Source organism: Streptomyces sp. NPDC004051 (assembly GCF_053604275.1).
In genome coordinates this window covers 303,988-323,978 of record NZ_JBSGHG010000001.1, presented here as the reverse complement: position 1 = coordinate 323,978, position 19,991 = coordinate 303,988, and the positions used below count along the sequence as shown (strand labels likewise).

The window sequence follows — 19,991 nt, the reverse complement described above, 5'->3', positions numbered from 1 at the left end:
TTGTGATCGCCCTCTCCCTCGCCGAGATCGCCGAAGTCGTCGGCGGGCAGACGCACGACATACCGGATCCGTCCGTGCAGGTCACCGGAGGTGTCGTCCGGGACTCGCGGGAGGCGGGTCCGGGCAGCCTCTTCGTCGCCTTCGTCGGCGAACGCGTGGACGGCCACGACTTCGCGGCCGCGGTCGTCGAGGCGGGCGCGGCCGCCGTGCTCGCCTCCCGCCCCGTGGGCGTGCCCGCGATCGTCGTCGACGACGTCCCGAGAGCGCTGGGCGCCCTCGCCCGGCACGTCGTGCAGCGCCTCGGCGCGACCCTCGTCGCGCTCACCGGCTCGTCCGGCAAGACCAGCACCAAGGACCTCATCGCGCAGGTGCTGCGGCGCAAGGCGCCGACCGTCTTCACCCCCGGATCGCTCAACAACGAGATCGGGCTGCCGCTGACCGCGCTCACCGCCACCGAGGAGACGAAGTTCCTCGTGCTGGAGATGGGCGCCCGCGGGATCGGCCACATCCGCTACCTCACCGACCTGACGCCCCCGAAGGTCGGCCTCGTCCTCAACGTCGGCACCTCCCACATCGGCGAGTTCGGCGGCCGGGCGCAGATCGCCCAGGCCAAGGGCGAGATGGTGGAGGCCCTGCCGCCGGCCGAGGAGGGCGGCACCGCGATCCTCAACGCGGACGACCCGCTCGTACGCGCCATGGCGTCCCGTACGAAGGCGAAGGTGCTCCTTTTCGGAGAGACCGACGAAGCGGACGTTCGGGCCGAGAACGTGCGACTCACGGACAGCGGACAGCCCTCCTTCAGGCTTCACACACCCTCCGGTGCAAGCGATGTGACCATGCGCCTGTACGGTGAGCATCACGTGTCGAACGCGCTCGCCGCGGCCGCCGTCGCCCACGAGTTGGGCATGTCCGCAGAAGAGATCGCACTCGCGCTCTCCGAGGCGGGCTCCCTCTCCCGCTGGCGGATGGAGGTCACCGAGCGCCCGGACGGCGTGACGGTCGTCAACGACGCCTACAACGCGAACCCCGAGTCCATGCGAGCCGCCCTGCGCGCGCTCGCGGCCATGGGCAAAGCCTCACAGGCGAAGGGGGGCCGTACGTGGGCGGTGCTCGGCAAGATGGCCGAGCTCGGGGACGAGGCGCTCGCCGAGCACGACGCGGTCGGACGGCTCGCCGTCCGGCTCAACGTCAGCAAGCTCGTCGCGGTCGGGGGCAGGGAAGCCGCCTGGCTGCAACTGGGCGCATATAACGAGGGTTCGTGGGGTGAGGAGTCGGTGCACGTGTCCGACGCACAGGCGGCTGTCGACCTGTTGCGCAGTGAATTGCGCCAGGGAGACGTCGTTCTCGTGAAGGCGTCCCGTTCGGTCGGTCTCGAGAGCGTGGCGCAGGCGCTGCTCGCGACCGGTACCGAGGGTGAGGTCGTCACCCGATGATGAAGCAGATCCTGTTCGCAGGAGTCATTGGCCTCTTCCTGACGCTGGTCGGCACCCCGCTGCTGATCAAGCTGCTCGCGCGCAAGGGGTACGGGCAGTACATCCGTGACGACGGCCCGCGCGAGCACGCCAGCAAGCGCGGTACGCCGACCATGGGCGGCATCGCCTTCATCCTGGCGACGGTCGCCGCGTACTTCCTGGCGAAGCTGGTCACGGTCTACGTCGATCCGGACCCGAACGTCAACGCGTCGCCGACCTTCTCGGGTCTGCTGGTGCTCGGCCTGATGGTGGGCATGGGCCTGGTCGGCTTCCTGGACGACTACATCAAGATCGTCAAACGGCGTTCGCTGGGCCTGCGGGCCAAAGCGAAGATGGCCGGCCAGCTGATCGTCGGTATCGCGTTCGCGGTGCTCTCGCTGCAGTTCGCGGACAACCGCGGCAACACCCCGGCGTCCACGAAGCTGTCGTTCATCACCGACTTCGGCTGGACGATCGGCCCGGTGCTGTTCGTCGTCTGGGCGCTGTTCATGATCCTCGCGATGTCGAACGGCGTGAACCTGACGGACGGCCTGGACGGTCTGGCCACCGGCGCCTCCGTCCTGGTCTTCGGCGCCTACACGTTCATCGGCGTCTGGCAGTTCCAGGAGTCCTGCGCCAACGCGACGACCCTGACCAACCCGGGTGCCTGCTACGAGGTGAGGGACCCCCTGGACCTCGCGGTGGTCGCCTCCGCGCTGATGGGCTCCTGCCTGGGCTTCCTGTGGTGGAACACCTCGCCGGCCAAGATCTTCATGGGTGACACCGGTTCGCTCGCGCTCGGCGGTGTCCTCGCGGGCCTCGCCATCTGCTCCCGCACCGAGCTGCTGCTCGCCATCCTGGGCGGCCTGTTCGTCCTCATCACCATGTCGGTGGTCATCCAGGTCGGCTCCTTCAAGCTCACCGGGAAACGCGTCTTCCGGATGGCGCCACTCCAGCACCACTTCGAACTCAAGGGGTGGTCCGAAGTCCTTGTGGTGGTCCGCTTCTGGATCATCCAGGGCATCTGTGTGATCGTCGGACTCGGCATCTTCTACGCGGGATGGGCAGCGGACAAGTGACCGACTGGCAGGGCAAGCACGTCACCGTCGCCGGGCTCGGCGTCTCCGGGGTCCCGGCGGCGAAGGTGCTGCACGGGCTCGGCGCGCGGGTCACCGTCGTCAACGACGGCGACGACGCGGGCGCCCGCGAGCAGGCCGCCGGACTGGAGGCGCTCGGCATCACCGTGCGCCTCGGTGACGGCGCCACCCTGCCCGACGGCACCGAGCTGATCGTCACCGCCCCCGGCTGGAAGCCGGACAAGCCGCTGTTCGCGGCGGCGGAGAAGGCCGGGGTGCCGGTGTGGGGCGACGTCGAACTCGCCTGGCGGCTCAGGAAGCCCGACGCGGCGCCCTGGCTCGCGGTCACCGGCACCAACGGCAAGACCACCACCGTCCAGATGCTCGCGTCGATCCTGCGCGCAGCGGGCCTGCGGACGGCCGCAGTCGGCAACATCGGGGTCTCCCTGCTCGACGTCGTCACCGGCGAGGAGCAGTACGACGTGCTCGCCGTGGAGCTGTCCAGCTACCAGCTCCACTGGGCGCCGTCCCTGCGCGCCCACTCGGCGGCAGTGCTGAACCTCGCCCCCGACCACCTCGACTGGCACGGCTCCATGGAGGCGTACGCCGCCGACAAGGGCCGTGTCTACGAGGGCAATAGGGTCGCCTGCGTCTACAACGCCGACGCCACCGACAAGCCGTCCACCGAGGACCTGGTCCGCGCGGCCGACGTCGAGGAGGGCTGCCGCGCCGTCGGCTTCACCCTCGGCACCCCCGGCCCCTCCCAACTCGGCGTCGTCGAGGGCATCCTGGTCGACCGCGCTTTCGTCGAGGACCGGTACCGCAGCGCCCAGGAGCTCGCCGAGGTCGCCGACGTCGACCCGCCCGCCCCGCACAACGTCGCCAACGCCCTCGCCGCGGCCGCCCTCGCGCGCGCCTTCGGGGTGCCGGCGGCGGCCGTACGGGACGGACTGCGGGCCTTCACCCCGGACGCCCACCGCATCGCGCACGTCGCCGACGTGGACGGGGTCGCCTATGTCGACGACTCCAAGGCGACCAACACCCATGCGGCACAGGCCTCGTTGGCGGCCTACGAGTCGATCGTGTGGATCGCCGGCGGACTCGCCAAGGGCGCCACCTTCGACGAACTGGTCGCGGCGTCGGCGAAGCGGCTCCGCGGCGCCGTCCTGATCGGCCGGGACCGCGAGCTGATCCGCGAAGCCCTGGCGCGACACGCCCCGGAGGTACCCGTGGTCGACCTCGACCGGACCGACACTGGGGCGATGCTTCAGGCTGTCCAGGAGGCGAAGCGGCTCGCACGGCCCGGTGACACGGTGCTGCTGGCCCCGGCCTGCGCCTCGATGGACATGTTCGCCAACTACAACAGGCGCGGTGAGGCGTTCGCCCAGGCGGTGCGTGAACTCGGTGCCTGACCCGGCCGCCTGCGCCGGGCGACCTTGGGAGGGACCTGTGGGACCGTCGAGGCGCCGTGGGGCGTGCAGCGGAGGCCGCCATGTCCAGTAGCCGCACCGGGCGCCCGCCCGCGCGGCGGGCGCCCCGCCCGCCCGCCGCGCCCCGGCCCGCCCGCCGGAACAGCGTCCGCACCCTCGGCACACGGGCGCGCAGGGCCTGGGACCGGCCGCTGACCGCCTACTACGTGATCCTCGGCGGCAGCGCGCTGATCATCGTGCTCGGCCTGGTGATGGTCTACTCGGCCTCCCAGATCACCGCGCTGCAGAAGTCGCTGCCGGGCTCGTACTTCTTCCGCAAGCAGCTCCTGGCCGCCGGCATCGGGACCGTGCTGCTGCTCGCGGCCGCCCGGATGCCGGTGAAACTGCACCGGGCGCTGGCCTACCCCCTCCTCGCGGGCGCCGTCTTCCTGATGGCCCTGGTGCAGGTGCCGGGGATAGGGATGGCGGTCAACGGCAACCAGAACTGGATCGGCCTCGGCGGTTCCTTCCAGCTCCAGCCCAGTGAGTTCGGCAAGCTCGCCCTGGTGCTGTGGGGCGCCGACCTGCTCGCCCGCAAACAGGACAAACGGCTGCTGGCCCAGTGGAAGCACATGCTGGTGCCGCTCGTACCGGTCGCCTTCATGCTGCTCGGACTGATCATGCTGGGCGGCGACATGGGCACGGCGATCATCCTGACGGCGATCCTGTTCGGCCTGCTCTGGCTGGCGGGGGCACCCGTCCGGCTGTTCGCCGGGGTGCTGGCCGTCGCCGGGCTGATCGGCGCGTTCCTCGTCTGGAGCAGCCCGAACCGCATGGCCCGGCTCGCCTGCCTCGGCGCCACCGAACCCCAGGCGGGCCCCGTCGACTGCTGGCAGGCCGTGCACGGTATCTACGCCCTCGCCTCCGGCGGGATCTTCGGTTCCGGACTGGGGGCGAGTGTGGAGAAATGGGGCCAACTGCCTGAAGCCCACACCGACTTCATCTTCGCCGTCACCGGTGAGGAACTGGGCCTGGCGGGGACGCTGTCGGTACTCGCGTTGTTCGCGGCTCTAGGCTATGCGGGTATCCGCGTGGCCGGACGCACGGAGGACCCCTTCGTGAGGTATGCCGCGGGAGGCGTGACCACCTGGATCACGGTGCAGGCCGTGATCAACATCGGTGCGGTCCTCGGACTGCTGCCGATCGTCGGTGTCCCGCTCCCGCTGTTCTCCTACGGGGGGTCCGCCCTGCTGCCGACCATGTTCGCCATCGGGCTGCTGATCGCCTTCGCGCGTGACGAGCCCGCTGCGCGGGCGGCGCTTGCGATGCGGCAACCTCGCTTTGGTAGAAAGCGGGCCGGGGAGTCTCAACGGCCCCGGAGATGGAACACGATGCGACGGCGCGCCACGGCGGCACGCTCGTCCGGAGAGCGGTGAATTTCGGTGCATGTCGTACTCGCCGGCGGAGGAACCGCGGGCCACATCGAGCCCGCGCTCGCCCTCGCGGATGCCCTGCGCAGGCAGGATCCGACCGTGGGCATCACGGCCCTGGGCACGGAACGCGGTCTCGAGACGCGTCTGGTACCCGAGCGCGGGTACGAGCTGGCGCTGATCCCCGCCGTACCGCTGCCGCGCAAGCCCACCCCGGAGCTGATCACCGTCCCGGGCCGGCTGCGCGGCACCATCAAGGCGACGGAGCAGATCCTGGAACGCACCAAGGCGGACGCCGTGGTCGGCTTCGGCGGCTACGTCGCGCTGCCGGGCTACCTCGCCGCCAAGCGGCTCGGTGTGCCGATCGTCGTCCACGAGGCCAACGCCCGCCCCGGCCTGGCCAACAAGATCGGCTCCCGGTACGCGGCCCAGGTCGCCGTCTCCACCCCGGACAGCAAGCTGCGCGACGCCCGCTACATCGGGATCCCGCTGCGCCGCTCCGTGGCCACCTTGGACCGGGCCGCCGTGCGCCCCGAGGCCCGTGCCGCGTTCGGGCTCGACCCCAACCTGCCCACGCTGCTGGTCTCCGGCGGCTCGCAGGGCGCCCGGCGGCTGAACGAGGTCGTCCAGCAGGTCGCGCCGTGGCTGCAGCAGGCCGGGATCCAGATCCTGCACGCGGTCGGCCCGAAGAACGAACTGCCCCAGGTGCAGCAGATGCCTGGAATGCCGCCCTACCTCCCGGTGAGTTACCTGGACCGGATGGACCTGGCGTACGCCGCGGCCGACATGATGCTCTGCCGCGCGGGCGCGATGACCGTCGCCGAACTCTCCGCCGTCGGACTCCCGGCCGCCTACGTTCCACTGCCGATCGGCAACGGCGAGCAGCGGCTGAACGCCCAGCCGGTGGTCAAGGCCGGCGGTGGCCTGCTGGTCGACGACGCGGAGCTGACGCCGGAGTGGGTGCGGCAGAACGTGCTGCCGGTCCTGTCCGACCCGCACCGGCTGTACGAGATGTCCCGCGCCGCCGCCGAGTTCGGCCGACGGGACGCCGACGAGCTGCTCGTCGGCATGGTGTACGAGGCGATCGCCGCCCGTGCGCGACAGTAGGGCCTGTCCGGCGGGCCGGATCGCAGGAGATCGACGATAACGCGGCTGGGCCTCCCCCCTGTTCGAAGAGCTCGGGGGAGTGCGTGCCGGACGCCGCCTCTGCGGCGTGATCCGCCGACAGGCACCGGACAGACCCTGGACGCGTGGATGAACGCGGGTGACGGGAGGCAGGATTCGTGGCCGGAACGACGACCGCCGAGCGCGGTGGACGCCAGCGGGAGTCGTCCGGCCCGCCGCCCGTCAGGCGGTTGAGGCGACGGCACCTTCGTCTGATCATCATCCTGGCGGTCGCCCTGGTGTTCCTCGGGAGCGGGACGTTCTGGCTGTTGTACGGCTCCGATCTGGCCAGGGTGGAGCGGGTCTCCGTGTCCGGGACCCGCGTTCTGACTCCCGGGCAGGTGCGCGAGGTCGCCGAGGTTCCCCTCGGGGAGCCGCTGGCCATGGTGGACACCGAGGCGATCGCATCGCGGCTCCGCCAGGAAATGCCGCGCATCGCGACAGTTGACGTGATGCGTTCCTGGCCGCACGAGATCGGGTTGGAGATCACCGAGCGCACCCCGGTTCTTCTGCTGGAAAAGGGCGGGGAGTTCGTCGAGATCGACGCCGAGGGCGTCCGGTACGCCACGGTTCCGGAGGCCCCCCGGGACGTTCCCCGGCTGGAATTGACCGTCCGCCGAAGCGGCGGCACGGCCGCGAGCCTGCGTCGCTTCGGCGAGGCGCGACTGGTGCGGGAGGCGGTCCGGATCGTCCGTGATGTCCCGGGGCCCGTCGCCCGGTCCGTCCGGAGCGTCAACGTCCGTACGCGCGACGACATCTCGCTGAAGTTGACGGACGGCAGGGAGGTCGTCTGGGGGAGCGCCGAGCGGGGCGCCGCGAAGAGCCGCGCCCTCACCGCCCTGCTGAAAGCGGCCCCGGACGCGCGGCACTTCGACGTGAGCGTTCCCACCGCCCCCGCGTCATCGGCGGGTTGACGTCCGTCTGTGCAGGTCAACCCCCTGGTTGGGCGGTGCCACGGCTGATCACATAGGGTGAAAAGAAAAACGGGAGGTTCGGCGTGTTCATTGAACGCGCGCCGCTTGTCGACTTAGTGTCCTGTTCGGAAGACTCCAGGGAGCAGGCACACTGGTAACCCTAAACTTCAACGTTAGGGTTCGGGTCGGTGATACGGACCGTCCCCATCGGCATCAGTCGTCGGACCGCGGCAAGGCCGTGAGACGGCGACACGTAACTCGAGGCGAGAGGCCTTCGACGTGGCAGCACCGCAGAACTACCTCGCAGTCATCAAAGTCATCGGTGTCGGCGGCGGTGGTGTCAATGCCATCAACCGGATGATCGAGGTCGGTCTCAAGGGCGTCGAGTTCATCGCCATCAACACCGACGCGCAAGCCCTGTTGATGAGCGACGCCGACGTCAAGCTCGACGTCGGCCGGGAACTCACCCGCGGACTCGGCGCCGGAGCCAACCCGGCTGTCGGCCGCAAGGCGGCCGAGGACCACCGCGAGGAGATCGAGGAGGTCCTCAAGGGGGCCGACATGGTCTTCGTGACGGCCGGGGAGGGCGGCGGCACCGGCACCGGCGGCGCCCCCGTCGTGGCCAACATCGCCCGCTCGCTCGGCGCTCTCACCATCGGCGTGGTCACCCGCCCGTTCACCTTCGAGGGCCGGCGCCGCGCCAACCAGGCGGAGGACGGCATCGCCGAGCTCCGCGAAGAGGTCGACACCCTCATCGTCATCCCCAACGACCGGCTGCTGTCCATCTCGGACCGCCAGGTCTCGGTCCTGGACGCCTTCAAGTCGGCGGACCAGGTCCTGCTCTCCGGCGTCCAGGGCATCACCGACCTCATCACCACGCCCGGCCTGATCAACCTCGACTTCGCCGACGTCAAGTCGGTCATGTCCGAGGCCGGCTCGGCCCTCATGGGCATCGGCTCGGCCCGCGGCGACGACCGCGCGGTGGCGGCGGCCGAGATGGCGATCTCCTCGCCGCTGCTGGAGGCCTCCATCGACGGCGCCCGCGGCGTGCTGCTCTCCATCTCCGGCGGCTCCGACCTCGGCCTGTTCGAGATCAACGAGGCCGCCCAGCTGGTCAGCGAGGCCGCCCACCCGGAGGCCAACATCATCTTCGGCGCGGTCATCGACGACGCCCTGGGCGACGAGGTCCGGGTCACCGTGATCGCGGCCGGCTTCGACGGCGGACAGCCGCCGGCGAAGCGGGACAACGTCCTCGGCTCCTCCTCGGCCAAGCGCGAGGAGCCCGCCCCCGCGCGGCAGCCCGAGGGGCGGCCGTCCTTCGGCTCGCTCGGCAGCGTCACGCCCCGGGAGGACCCGGAGCCGGTCCCGGCCCCCGAGCCGGTCGGTGACATCCCGGTGGCCCAGCCGCCGGTCCAGCCGACGAGGGCCTACTCGGACAGCGCGGCCGAGGAGCTGGACGTCCCGGACTTCCTCAAGTGACAGGACGGCGCGAGAGCGTGCGCGGCGCGCACTTCGCCTTCACCGACCGGTGGGGCGGGGTGAGCGCCGCTCCGTATGCGGAGCTCAACCTCGGCGGAGCGGTCGGCGACGATCCCGGCGCCGTGCGCGCCAACCGCGAACTGGCCGCGAAGTCCCTCGGCCTCGACCCGGCCCGGGTGGTGTGGATGAACCAGGTGCACGGCGCCGACGTGGAGGTGGTCGACGCGCCGTGGGGCGACCGTCCGGTCCCCGAGGCCGACGCGGTCGTCACCGCGCGACGGGGCCTCGCCCTCGCCGTGCTCACCGCCGACTGCGTGCCGGTGCTGCTCGCCGACCCCGTCGCCGGCGTGGCCGCGGCGGCCCACGCGGGACGGCCCGGACTGGTCGCGGGCGTGGTCCCCGCCGCCGTGCGGGCCATGACCGCACTCGGCGCCGACCCGGCCCGGATCGTCGCCCGCACCGGACCCGCCGTCTGCGGCCGGTGCTACGAGGTGCCGGAGGAGATGCGCGCCGACGTGGCCGCGGTCGAACCGGCGGCGCACGCCGAGACGAGCTGGGGCACGCCGGCGGTCGATGTGGACAGGGGCGTGCACGCCCAGCTCGAACGGTTCGGGGTGCGCGACCGGGAGCGGTCGCAGGTGTGCACCCTGGAGTCGGACGATCACTTCTCGTACCGGCGCGACCGCTCCACCGGGCGGCTCGCGGGCTATGTGTGGCTGGACTGATGGGGCATGACGGAACGCAGGGATGAAATCGCCGCGAACCTCGCGGATGTGGAGCGACGGATCGCCGCCGCGTGCGCGGCCGCCGGACGCGGGCGCGACGAGGTGACCCTGATCGTGGTCACCAAGACCTTTCCCGCCGGTGATGTGCGGATCCTGTCGGAACTCGGTGTACGTCACGTGGCCGAGAACCGTGACCAGGACGCCGCCCCCAAGGCGGCCGAATGCTCGGATCTGCCCCTTTCTTGGCACTTTGTCGGACAGCTCCAGACCAACAAGGTGCGATCCGTGGTCGGTTACGCGGATTTCGTGCAGTCCGTCGACCGTGCCCGTCTTGTCACGGCCCTCGCCAAGGAAGCCGTGCGGGCCGGACGCGAACTCGGCTGCCTCGTCCAGGTCGCGCTCGACGCCGACGAATCCGCGGCGGGCGGGGGCCGGGGGGAGCGCGGTGGTGTCGCGCCGGGCGGCGTCGCGGAGTTGGCCGATCTGATCGCCGGTGCCGAAGGGCTGCGGCTGGACGGGCTGATGACCGTCGCCCCGCTCGCCGGGGAGTACGCCGGGCGACAACAGGCGGCGTTCGAGCGCTTGATGGAATTGTCGACCGACCTGCGCAGGGCCCATCCTGCTGCGAACATGGTCTCCGCGGGGATGAGTACGGACCTCGAACAGGCCGTTGCGGCCGGAGCGACACATGTGCGCGTCGGCAGCGCGGTACTCGGAGTCCGCCCCGGGCTCGGGTAACGTCGCCAGGAAGTCGGACCACAGTAGAAAATATGGTCATTGCCGCTGATGGGCGGACTTGAGGATCTTGTGGATCGCGGGCACTCGGCGGTCGTCAGCAGATCCACCACAGAGGAGGACTCGAAGCATGGCCGGCGCGATGCGCAAGATGGCGGTCTACCTCGGCCTCGTGGAGGACGATGGGTACGACGGCCGCGGATTTGACCCAGACGACGACTTCGAGCCCGAACTCGACCCGGAGCCCGAACGGGACCACCGGCGGCACGAACCGTCGCACCAGTTGCATGGATCACATCAACTCCACAGGGACGAAGAGGTGCGAGTGGTGCAGCCGCCCCCGCCCCGTGAGCCGGTCGCCCGGTCCGCTTCGCTTCCCGCTGAATCGGCACGCCCGGCGCGCATCGCGCCCGTGGCGTCCATCACACAAGAACGCGCGAACCTGGAGAAGAACGCACCGGTGATCATGCCCAAGGTCGTGTCGGAACGAGAGCCCTACCGGATCACCACGCTCCACCCGCGGACCTACAACGAGGCCCGTACCATCGGGGAACACTTCCGTGAGGGCACCCCGGTGATCATGAACCTTACCGAGATGGACGACACGGACGCGAAGCGACTTGTCGACTTCGCGGCCGGTCTGGTGTTCGGCCTTCACGGCAGCATCGAGCGGGTGACGCAGAAGGTGTTCCTGCTGTCTCCTGCTAACGTCGATGTCACGGCGGAGGACAAGGCCCGTATCGCAGAGGGCGGGTTCTTCAACCAGAGCTGAGACGCAGGACCGGGCAGAAGCAGGACACAGGGGAGAGGGACCGACAGACCATGAGCGTGTTCGCGCAGGTGATCTACATCGCGCTGATGGTGTTCCTCATCGTGCTCATCTTCCGTCTGGTCATGGACTACGTCTTCCAGTTCGCCCGCTCGTGGCAACCCGGCAGGGCGATGGTGGTGGTCCTGGAGGCCACCTACACTGTCACCGATCCACCGCTCAAGCTTCTGCGGCGGTTCATCCCGCCGCTGCGTCTCGGGGGCGTGGCGCTCGACCTGTCATTCTTCGTACTGATGATCATTGTTTACATTCTGATCTCCCTCGTGGGCGGTGCGCTGAGGTGACTGTGGACGACATGGGCCTGCCGACTGCCGATGACTACGTTGAGGTGAAGAGATGCCGTTGACCCCCGAGGACGTGCGGAACAAGCAGTTCACGACCGTCCGCCTCCGAGAAGGCTATGACGAGGACGAGGTCGATGCCTTCCTCGACGAGGTCGAAGCCGAACTGACGCGCCTGCTCCGAGAGAACGAGGACCTGCGCGCCAAACTGGCCGCGGCCACGCGCGCTGCTGCCCAGAACCAGCAGAACATGCGCAAGCCCCCCGAACAGCAGGACCAGCAGGGGCAGCAGGGGCAGCAGGGACCGCCTCCCCAGGGCATGCCCCAGCAGGGCATGCGAGGTCCCGGCGGACCGGTGCCCGCCGGCATATCGGGCCCGCCGCAGCAGCAGATGGGTGGCCCCATGGGTGGTCCGCCCCAGCTGCCGAGCGGTGCGCCGCAGCTGCCCGCCGGCCCCGGCGGACAGGGCGGCCCGCAGGGTCCCGGCCCCATGGGCCAGGGTCCCGGCCCCATGGGCCAGGGTCCCGGACCGATGGGCCAGGGCGGCCCGATGCAGGGGCAGATGGGCCCCGGGGGTCCGATGCAGGGCCAGATGCCGGGCCAGATGCAGGGGCAGATGGGCCCCGGCGGCCAGATGGGCCCCGGCGGCCCGATGGGCGGCCCCGGCGGCCACATGGGCGGTCCTCCCGGCCTCCCCGGCCAGCAGGGCGGCCCCGGTGGCGACAGCGCGGCCCGCGTGCTCTCGCTGGCCCAGCAGACCGCCGACCAGGCGATCGCCGAGGCCCGTTCCGAGGCCAACAAGATCGTCGGCGAGGCGCGTTCGCGTGCCGAGGGTCTCGAGCGGGACGCCCGCGCCAAGGCGGACGCCCTGGAGCGGGACGCGCAGGAGAAGCACCGCGTCGCGATGGGCTCCCTGGAGTCCGCCCGCGCCACGCTGGAGCGCAAGGTCGAGGACCTGCGCGGCTTCGAGCGTGAGTACCGCACGCGGCTGAAGTCCTACCTGGAGTCGCAGCTGCGTCAGCTGGAGACCCAGGCGGACGACTCGCTCGCCCCGCCGCGTCAGCCGGCCGCCCCGTCGCTGCCGCCGTCCCCGGCGCCCTCGATGGCTCCGGCCGGTGCCGGTGCGCCGTCCTACGGCGGCAACCAGCCGATGGGCGGAGGTCCGGGCGCCCAGCCCGGTCCGTCCTACGGCAGCCAGCAGCAGATGCAGCCGGCGATGACCCAGCCCATGGCGCCGGTGCGCCCGCAGGGGCCGTCGCCGATGGGTCAGGCGCCCTCGCCGATGCGCGGGTTCCTGATCGACGAGGACGACAACTGACGGCCTCACAGCCATGAGTACGGCCTGACGGCCGACGGCGTTCAGGGCGGGGCCCCGGGTTCGACGAACCCGGGGCCCCGCCCTTTCGCCCTGCGCGTTCGGGCTCTTCGCGGTGGTTGTCCGAGGCCCGGAGCAGTGGTCCGGCGGACACTGTGCCGAGGGCCCGGGCCCGCCGAGGAGATTCGGCGGGCCCGGGCCCTCACGGGTGCCGGGCGACGTGGGGCGGGCGCCCGGGGCGCCTACGCCTTGCGCAGCCGGAACGTCAGGGACAGGCCCTCGTCGGTGAACGCCTGCCCGTAGGAGTCGTCCGCCTCTCCCCGGGCGAAGTCGGTGGCCAGGACCTCTTCGGCGATCAGGGCGGAGTGCTCGGTCAGGGCCGCGACGGTGGCGGCCTCCGCGGCCGTCCAGCGCAGGGCGATCCGGTCGGCCACGTCGAGACCGCTGTTCTTGCGGGCCTCCTGGATCAGCCGGATCGCGTCCCGGGCCAGACCCGCGCGGCGCAGCTCCTCGGTGATCTCCAGGTCCAGCGCGACCGTGGCACCCGAGTCGGACGCCACCGACCAGCCCTCACGCGGGGTTTCCGTGATGATCACCTCGTCCGGGGAGAGGGTGATCGTCTCACCGTCGACCTGCACCGAGGCGGTGCCCTCGCGCAGCGCCAGGGACAGCGCGGCGGCGTCCGTGTCCGCGACGGCCCGGGCCACGTCCTGGACCCGCTTGCCGAACCGCTTGCCCAGCGCGCGGAAGTTGGCCTTCGCCGTCGTGTCCACCAGCGAGCCGCCCACCTCGGACAGGGAGGCCAGCGACTCGACGTTCAGCTCCTCGGTGATCTGCGCGTGCAGCTCGGGGTGGAGGGTGCCGAAGCCGCTCGCGGCGATCAGGGCGCGCCTGAGCGGCTGGCGGGTCTTGACCCCCGACTCTGCGCGGGTGGCCCGTCCCAGCTCCACCAGGCGGCGCACCAGCACCATCTGGGTGGACAGCTCCGGGTCGATCGCGCTCAGGTCCGCCTCGGGCCAGGAGGACAGGTGGACCGACTCCGGGGCGTCCGGGGTGACCGGCACGACCAGGTCCTGCCAGACCCGCTCGGTGATGAACGGGGTCAGCGGGGCCATCAGCCTGGTGACCGTCTCCACGACCTCGTGCAGGGTGCGCAGCGCGGCCTGGTCGCCCTGCCAGAAGCGGCGCCGGGAGCGGCGGACGTACCAGTTGGACAGGTCGTCGACGAACGCGGACAGCAGCTTGCCGGCCCGCTGGGTGTCGAAGCCCTCCAGCGCCCGGGTCACCTGGTCGGTGAGCGCGTGCAGTTCGGAGAGCAGCCAGCGGTCCAGCAGCGGACGGTCGGCGGGCGCCGGGTCGGCCTCGGAGGGGGCCCAGCCGGAGGTGCGTGCGTACAGCGCCTGGAAGGCGACCGTGTTCCAGTACGTCAGGAGCGTCTTGCGGACGACCTCCTGGATGGTGCCGTGCCCCACCCTGCGGGCCGCCCACGGGGAGCCGCCGGCCGCCATGAACCAGCGGACCGCGTCCGCGCCGTGCCGGTCCATCAGCGGGATCGGCTGCAGGATGTTGCCCAGGTGCTTGGACATCTTGCGGCCGTCCTCGGCGAGGATGTGGCCGAGGCAGACGACGTTCTCGTAACTCGACTTGTCGAAGACCAGCGTGCCGACGGCCATCAGCGTGTAGAACCAGCCGCGGGTCTGGTCGATGGCCTCGCAGATGAACTGCGCCGGGTAGCGGGCCTCGAACAGTTCCTTGTTCTTGTAGGGGTAGCCCCACTGCGCGAACGGCATCGAACCCGAGTCGTACCAGGCGTCGATGACCTCCGGCACGCGCGTGGCGGTCTTCGCGCAGCCGTCCTGCGGGCAGGCGAAGGTGACCTCGTCGATGTACGGGCGGTGCGGGTCGAGCCCCGACTGGTCGGTGCCGGTCAGCTCGGTCAGCTCGGTGAGCGAGCCGACACAGGTGAGGTGGTCGTCCTCGCAGCGCCAGATCGGCAGCGGGGTGCCCCAGTAGCGGTTGCGGGACAGCGCCCAGTCGATGTTGTTGTCCAGCCAGTCGCCGTACCGGCCGTGCTTGACCGAGTCCGGGAACCAGTTGGTGTTCTCGTTCTCCTCGAGCAGCCGGTCCTTGATCGCGGTGGTGCGGATGTACCAGGAGGGCTGCGCGTAGTACAGCAGCGCGGTGTGGCAGCGCCAGCAGTGCGGGTAGCTGTGCTCGTACGGGGTGTGCCGGAAGAGCAGGCCGCGGCTGTCCAGGTCCTCGGTCAGCTTCTCGTCGGCCTTCTTGAAGAAGACGCCGCCGACCAGCGGGACGTCCTCCTCGAAGGTGCCGTCGGGGCGGACCGGGTTCACCACGGGCAGGCCGTAGGAGCGGCAGACCTTGAGGTCGTCCTCACCGAAGGCGGGGGACTGGTGGACCAGACCCGTGCCGTCCTCGGTGGTGACGTAGTCGGCGCTGACGACGTAGTGGGCCGGCTCGGGGAACGGAACGAGCTCGAAGGGGCGCCGGTACGTCCAGCGCTCCATCTCGGCGCCGGTGAAGGTCTGCCCGGTGGTCTCCCAGCCCTCGCCGAGGGCTTTCGCCACCAGCGGCTCGGCGACGACCAGCTTCTCCTCGCCGTCGGTGGCGACCACGTAGGTCACCTCGGGGTGAGCGGCGACCGCGGTGTTGGAGACCAGGGTCCAGGGGGTGGTCGTCCACACCAGGAGCGCGGCCTCCCCGGCCAGCGGGCCGGAGGTGAGCGGGAAGCGTACGTAGACGGACGGGTCGACGACCGTCTCGTAGCCCTGCGCCAGCTCGTGGTCGGACAGGCCGGTGCCGCAGCGCGGGCACCAGGGGGCGACACGGTGGTCCTGGACCAGCAGGCCCTTGTTGAAGATCTCCTTCAGCGACCACCAGACGGACTCGATGTACTCCGGGTCCATGGTGCGGTAGGGGTCGTTGAGGTCGGCCCAGTAGCCCATCCGGGTGGTGAGCTCCTCGAAGGCGTCGGTGTGGCGGGTCACCGACTCGCGGCACCTGGCGTTGAACTCGGCGATGCCGTACGCCTCGATGTCCTGCTTGCCGGAGAAGCCGAGCTCCTTCTCCACCGCCAGCTCCACCGGGAGGCCGTGGCAGTCCCAGCCGGCCTTGCGGCCCACGTGGTAGCCCTGCATGGTCCGGAAGCGGGGGAAGACGTCCTTGAAGACGCGCGCCTCGATGTGATGGGCGCCCGGCATGCCGTTGGCGGTGGGCGGGCCCTCGTAGAACACCCACTCGGGGCGGCCCTCGGACTGCTCGAGGCTCTTGGCGAAGATCTTCTGTTCCCGCCAGAAGTCGAGCACGGCGTGCTCGAGGGCGGGCAGGTCGACCTGGGCTGGCACCTGTCGGTACGTCGGCGTTGTCATCAGCGGGCTTCCTCCGGCGGACTTGCTGCCTTCCGTCCGGAGGGACGAGAGCTGTGTCGATCCCTGCGCCGCCGTCGGCGCGCTCCCGCGGTACCACCCTCCTTGGCCCCCCGGTGCGTCGTGTGCTCCGGTGAGCCCCCTCATTGGGGTCGCGATGCCGGTTCTACTCGCCCGGGCGGGCCCGTGGGCCGGGCCCACGGTCCAGGACTTTCCTCCGGCGGCTCCGGGGTGATCTTCACGTCGGGCTCGCCCCCGGGCTCACACCGTCCCCGGGTCGCTCTGGGCTGCGTACGCCGCTACTCGTCCCCATCCACGCTTCTCGCTGCGCCCAGTGTACGGCGCGGCGGAGGCAGTGGCCGACCGGTTTCTCGCACGGGTGCTCGACGGGGCGGCACGCGCGCCGCGGGGGTGGCCGCGGAGGTCCCTCACGGAGTGGCATACGCCCGAATGGAGCGGTACGGGCGTTCGGGCTCGCTGGCGTCCGGCTTGATGGCATACCCGGCGGGGAGCTGGGCACAACGCATGCAGGTCCGCCGCGCGGCGTCGGCGGGGCGGGCGAATCGGGCGGTGCGCCCCGTTGCCGCGGGGTCCGAGTCGATTTATCGTCCCAGCACGATTCACGCGCAAGATCACGGTATGTGAAGGGGCCGCGGCCATGGTGGCGAAGAAGACCGCCGACGAGAAGTCGGCGCCCAGCAGGGCCGCGCCCGTTTCCGGCGGCGGAGCCGAGAGGGAGGGCGGGAGGAGGAGCACCCAGGGGGGCGGGAAGGCGGCGGCGAAGAAGCCGGCGGGGAAGGCCGCGAAGGGAACGGCGGCGAAGGGGACGGCGGCGAAGAAGGCGGCCGGGAAGAAGGCGGCCTCCGCGACGGCGGCCGGCGGCCCGGACGGGAAAGCGGCCGGAGCGGGGGCCGGCGTCGGCCGGGGCGCCGCACACGAGGGCACCACCAGGATCAGCGGGGGCACACAGGACATGGCCGGGCGCGGCACGGCCACTGACGCGGGCGCGGCCGAGGCCGCGACGCAGACGGGAGCGACCACGGTGGGTGCTAAGAAGACTCCTGGTACGGCGACGGCGGCGAAGACCGCCGTGCCCAAGGCGCGGATCTCGGGGGTGGAGCCCGGCGATCTCGCGGTGCGCCCGGGTGAGGACCCCTGGACGCCGGAGGAGGTCGAGGACGCGCGGGTCGAACTGATGACCGAGGTGTTGCGGCTGCGCGAGGAGATCAGCTCGTCCGAGCGGTCGCTGGCCGGCCTGATGCGGGACTCCGGTGACGGCGCGGGCGACGACCAGGCCGACACCGGTACGAAGAACATCACGCGGGAGCACGAACTGGCGCTCGCCGCCAACGCGCGCGAGATGCTCACCCAGTACGAGCGCGCCGCACAGCGCCTGGAAGCCGGCACCTACGGCCTCTGCGAGAACTGCGGAAACCCCATCGGGAAGGCCCGCATGCAGGCGTTTCCCCGGGCCACGCTGTGCGTCGAGTGCAAGCAGAAGCAGGAGCGCCGCTACTGATCACCCCCACATGCCTCCTGAGCGCGAGGGCCGTGCGGGGTGTGACGTACCCTCGTCCTCAGTCAGGTACCTAGGTTGAGGGACTCACGTGGCAGAGGCGGAGCGCATCATCGGTACGCCGAAGACCCCGGACGCGGACCGGGACGGGCAGGACCGTGCCGAGCACGACCGGGCCGGGGAGGTCCGGGCCGACGATCGGGCCGACGCCCAGGACACGGCGGCCGGGGCATCCCGCGGCAAGCGGCGGGTGGCCGTGCTGTTCGCCGTGGCCGCCGTCGCCTACGCCCTCGATCTGATCAGCAAGCTGATCGTGGTGGCCGAGCTGGAGCACCACGAGCCCATCGAGATCATCGGGGACTGGCTGAGGTTCGAGGCCATCCGCAACGCGGGCGCGGCCTTCGGTTTCGGCGAGGCCTTCACCGTGATCTTCACGGTGATCGCGGCGACGGTGATCGTGGTGATCGTCCGGCTCGCCCGCAAGCTGTACAGCCTGCCCTGGGCGATCGCGCTGGGGCTGCTGCTCGGCGGCGCCCTCGGCAACCTCACGGACAGGATCTTCCGCTCCCCGGGCGTCTTCCGGGGTGCGGTCGTGGACTTCATCGCGCCCAAGCACTTCGCCGTCTTCAACCTGGCGGACTCGGCGATCGTCTGCGGCGGCATCCTGATCGTCCTGCTGTCCTTCCGCGGCCTCGACCCGGACGGAACCGTCCACAAGGACTGACCGGACCGCTGAACGCGCGTACGGGGTCGTCCGACCGGTCCGGCATACTCGACGGGTGAGCACCATTCCCGAGATCCGTACCCTGCCCGTGCCCGACGGCCTGGAGGGCGAGCGCGTCGACGCCGCCATCTCCCGCATGCTCGGCTTCTCCCGGACCAAGGCGGCCGAACTCGCCGCCGCGGGAAAGGTCACGGTCGACGGGTCGGTGGTCGGCAAGTCGGAGCGGGTCAGCGGCGGCGCCTGGCTCGAGGTGGAGATGCCGCAGGCGCCCGCGCCGGTCCAGGTGGTCGCCGAACCCGTCGAGGGCATGGAGATCGTGCACGACGACGACGACGTGGTCGTCATCGTCAAGCCGGTCGGGGTCGCCGCCCACCCCTCGCCCGGCTGGACCGGACCGACCGTGATCGGTGGTCTCGCCGCCGCCGGGTACCGCATCTCGACCTCCGGCGCCGCCGAGCGCCAGGGCATCGTGCACCGCCTGGACGTCGGCACCTCCGGTCTCATGGTGGTCGCCAAGTCCGAGTACGCGTACACCTCGCTGAAGCGCCAGTTCAAGGAGCGCACGGTCGACAAGCGCTACCACACGCTGGTCCAGGGCCACCCCGACCCGACCAGCGGCACCATCGACGCGCCCATCGGCCGCCATCCGAACCACGACTACAAGTGGGCGGTCACCGCCGAGGGCAAGCCCTCCGTCACGCACTACGACCTCGTCGAGGCCTTCCGCGCCGCCTCCCTCCTCGACGTCAAGCTGGAGACCGGCCGCACCCACCAGATCCGCGTCCACATGGCCGCCCACCGGCACCCCTGCGTGGGCGACCTGACCTACGGCGCCGATCCCACGCTCGCCAAGCGGCTCCGCCTGACCCGCCAGTGGCTGCACGCCGTGGGGCTCGGCTTCGAACACCCGGGGGACGGCCGGTGGGCGGAGTTCACCAGCGACTACCCCGAGGACCTGCAGCAGGCGCTGGACCAGGTCCGGGAGGAGACGTACGCGTGAGCACCCCGTACGTGGTCCGCGAGGCGATGGGACCCGGCGACCGGGAGGCCTGCTTCGCGGTGCGCAAGGAGGTCTTCGTCGCCGAGCAGGGCGTGCCGGAGAACCTCGAATACGACGAGTACGACGCGTACGACTCCGGCGCCGTGCACGTGCTGGCGCTCGACGAGGACGGCACGGCGCTCGGCACCGGGCGTCTGCTGCACGGAGAGGCCGCCGCCGCGAAGAACGGCGGCGGCCGCGCCGAGCAGCAGACGCCCGGCGCCCTGGGGCGGCTGGCGGTGACCCGCCGGGCGCGCGGGCGCGGCGTCGGGGCGGCGCTGGTGCGGGGCATCGAGGAGGCGGCCCGCGCACGCGGACTCACCGCCGTCGACCTGCACGCGCAGACCCACGCCCTGGGGTTCTACGAGCGGCTGGGGTACGAGGCGTACGGGCCGGAGTTCCCGGACGCGGGCATGCCGCACCGGGCCATGCGGCGCGTTCTGTAACCGGGGCATCGAACGGCCTGGTGAGGGCAGGAGCGTGGCAGGCTGGAAGCCTGCCGTGCGACCGTCGACCCGACC

At 71.1% G+C, this 19,991-nt stretch carries 17 protein-coding genes; 16 read left to right on the top strand and 1 reads right to left on the bottom strand.

Features of this window, described 5'->3' with window-relative positions:
* Positions 1-2: 2 nt before the first annotated feature.
* The 12 genes from ACWEQO_RS01505 (at position 3) to ACWEQO_RS01450 (ending at position 12,811) form a co-directional block, all read left to right on the top strand.
* Positions 3-1,433, top strand: a complete 1,431-nt coding sequence (locus tag ACWEQO_RS01505; protein WP_202280745.1) for a UDP-N-acetylmuramoyl-tripeptide--D-alanyl-D-alanine ligase — start codon at positions 3-5, stop codon at positions 1,431-1,433.
* On the top strand, positions 1,433-2,530 hold the full coding sequence (mraY, locus tag ACWEQO_RS01500; protein WP_361450887.1) for a phospho-N-acetylmuramoyl-pentapeptide-transferase: 1,098 nt from the start codon (positions 1,433-1,435) through the stop codon (positions 2,528-2,530). Before ACWEQO_RS01505 ends, mraY begins: the two co-directional genes overlap by 1 nt.
* Positions 2,512-3,939, top strand: coding sequence for a UDP-N-acetylmuramoyl-L-alanine--D-glutamate ligase (murD, locus tag ACWEQO_RS01495; protein WP_452977651.1), 1,428 nt, complete (start codon positions 2,512-2,514; stop codon positions 3,937-3,939). Before mraY ends, murD begins: the two co-directional genes overlap by 19 nt.
* 80 nt (positions 3,940-4,019) lie before the next feature.
* On the top strand, positions 4,020-5,372 hold the full coding sequence (ftsW, locus tag ACWEQO_RS01490) for a putative lipid II flippase FtsW (RefSeq protein ID WP_452977648.1): 1,353 nt from the start codon (positions 4,020-4,022) through the stop codon (positions 5,370-5,372).
* Positions 5,373-5,378: 6 nt separating this feature from the next.
* The gene (gene murG, locus ACWEQO_RS01485; RefSeq protein WP_361450530.1) at positions 5,379-6,473 is read left to right on the top strand and encodes an undecaprenyldiphospho-muramoylpentapeptide beta-N-acetylglucosaminyltransferase; all 1,095 of its coding nucleotides are present in this window, start codon (positions 5,379-5,381) and stop codon (positions 6,471-6,473) included.
* Positions 6,474-6,649: 176 nt separating this feature from the next.
* Complete coding sequence (locus ACWEQO_RS01480; protein WP_452977645.1) at positions 6,650-7,444, top strand: cell division protein FtsQ/DivIB; 795 nt, start codon at positions 6,650-6,652, stop codon at positions 7,442-7,444.
* Between the two features lie 279 nt (positions 7,445-7,723).
* A complete protein-coding gene (ftsZ, locus tag ACWEQO_RS01475) occupies positions 7,724-8,923 on the top strand; it encodes a cell division protein FtsZ (protein WP_361450536.1) in 1,200 nt (399 codons plus the stop codon).
* Positions 8,920-9,648, top strand: a complete 729-nt coding sequence (gene pgeF / locus ACWEQO_RS01470; RefSeq protein WP_452977642.1) for a peptidoglycan editing factor PgeF — start codon at positions 8,920-8,922, stop codon at positions 9,646-9,648. The genes ftsZ and pgeF overlap by 4 nt, the downstream gene beginning before the upstream one ends.
* A gap of 6 nt (positions 9,649-9,654) precedes the next feature.
* The gene (locus ACWEQO_RS01465; protein WP_452977639.1) at positions 9,655-10,386 is read left to right on the top strand and encodes a YggS family pyridoxal phosphate-dependent enzyme; all 732 of its coding nucleotides are present in this window, start codon (positions 9,655-9,657) and stop codon (positions 10,384-10,386) included.
* A 127-nt stretch (positions 10,387-10,513) separates the two neighbouring features.
* On the top strand, positions 10,514-11,155 hold the full coding sequence (locus ACWEQO_RS01460; RefSeq protein WP_361450545.1) for a cell division protein SepF: 642 nt from the start codon (positions 10,514-10,516) through the stop codon (positions 11,153-11,155).
* Positions 11,156-11,205: 50 nt separating this feature from the next.
* On the top strand, positions 11,206-11,496 hold the full coding sequence (locus ACWEQO_RS01455; RefSeq protein WP_361450548.1) for a YggT family protein: 291 nt from the start codon (positions 11,206-11,208) through the stop codon (positions 11,494-11,496).
* A gap of 52 nt (positions 11,497-11,548) precedes the next feature.
* Positions 11,549-12,811: a DivIVA domain-containing protein gene (locus ACWEQO_RS01450; RefSeq protein WP_452977635.1), complete on the top strand. Its 1,263-nt coding sequence runs from the start codon at positions 11,549-11,551 to the stop codon at positions 12,809-12,811.
* 239 nt (positions 12,812-13,050) lie between these two features.
* Here ACWEQO_RS01450 and ileS read toward each other — a convergent pair whose 3' ends face one another.
* Positions 13,051-16,194: an isoleucine--tRNA ligase gene (gene ileS / locus ACWEQO_RS01445; protein WP_361450554.1), complete on the bottom strand. Its 3,144-nt coding sequence runs from the start codon at positions 16,192-16,194 to the stop codon at positions 13,051-13,053.
* Positions 16,195-16,849: 655 nt separating this feature from the next.
* On the opposite strand from ileS, the gene ACWEQO_RS01440 reads away from it, so the two are divergent.
* The 4 genes from ACWEQO_RS01440 (at position 16,850) to ACWEQO_RS01425 (ending at position 19,916) form a co-directional block, all read left to right on the top strand.
* Positions 16,850-17,710 (top strand): TraR/DksA family transcriptional regulator, encoded by an 861-nt coding sequence (locus ACWEQO_RS01440; RefSeq protein ID WP_452977632.1) that lies wholly within the window; start codon positions 16,850-16,852, stop codon positions 17,708-17,710.
* An 88-nt stretch (positions 17,711-17,798) separates the two neighbouring features.
* Complete coding sequence (gene lspA / locus ACWEQO_RS01435; RefSeq protein WP_361450560.1) at positions 17,799-18,431, top strand: signal peptidase II; 633 nt, start codon at positions 17,799-17,801, stop codon at positions 18,429-18,431.
* A gap of 55 nt (positions 18,432-18,486) precedes the next feature.
* A complete protein-coding gene (locus ACWEQO_RS01430; protein ID WP_361450563.1) occupies positions 18,487-19,431 on the top strand; it encodes an RluA family pseudouridine synthase in 945 nt (314 codons plus the stop codon).
* Positions 19,428-19,916 carry a GNAT family N-acetyltransferase gene (locus tag ACWEQO_RS01425; protein WP_452977627.1) on the top strand — a complete coding sequence of 163 codons (489 nt, stop codon included), beginning with the start codon at positions 19,428-19,430 and terminating at the stop codon, positions 19,914-19,916. Before ACWEQO_RS01430 ends, ACWEQO_RS01425 begins: the two co-directional genes overlap by 4 nt.
* Positions 19,917-19,991 lie beyond the last annotated feature (75 nt).

What these genes read in the sequence shown, in the direction of transcription:
- mraY (WP_361450887.1), top strand. Translation starts at nt 1,433, where the DNA reads ATGAAGCAGATCCTGTTCGCAGGAGTCATTGGCCTCTTCCTGACGCTG.
- murD (WP_452977651.1), top strand. Translation starts at nt 2,512, where the DNA reads ATGGGCAGCGGACAAGTGACCGACTGGCAGGGCAAGCACGTCACCGTC.
- ftsW (WP_452977648.1), top strand. Translation starts at nt 4,020, where the DNA reads ATGTCCAGTAGCCGCACCGGGCGCCCGCCCGCGCGGCGGGCGCCCCGC.
- ACWEQO_RS01465 (WP_452977639.1), top strand. Translation starts at nt 9,655, where the DNA reads ATGACGGAACGCAGGGATGAAATCGCCGCGAACCTCGCGGATGTGGAG.
- ACWEQO_RS01460 (WP_361450545.1), top strand. Translation starts at nt 10,514, where the DNA reads ATGGCCGGCGCGATGCGCAAGATGGCGGTCTACCTCGGCCTCGTGGAG.
- ACWEQO_RS01455 (WP_361450548.1), top strand. Translation starts at nt 11,206, where the DNA reads ATGAGCGTGTTCGCGCAGGTGATCTACATCGCGCTGATGGTGTTCCTC.
- ACWEQO_RS01450 (WP_452977635.1), top strand. Translation starts at nt 11,549, where the DNA reads ATGCCGTTGACCCCCGAGGACGTGCGGAACAAGCAGTTCACGACCGTC.
- ileS (WP_361450554.1), bottom strand. Translation starts at nt 16,194, where the DNA reads ATGACAACGCCGACGTACCGACAGGTGCCAGCCCAGGTCGACCTGCCC.
- ACWEQO_RS01440 (WP_452977632.1), top strand. Translation starts at nt 16,850, where the DNA reads ATGGTGGCGAAGAAGACCGCCGACGAGAAGTCGGCGCCCAGCAGGGCC.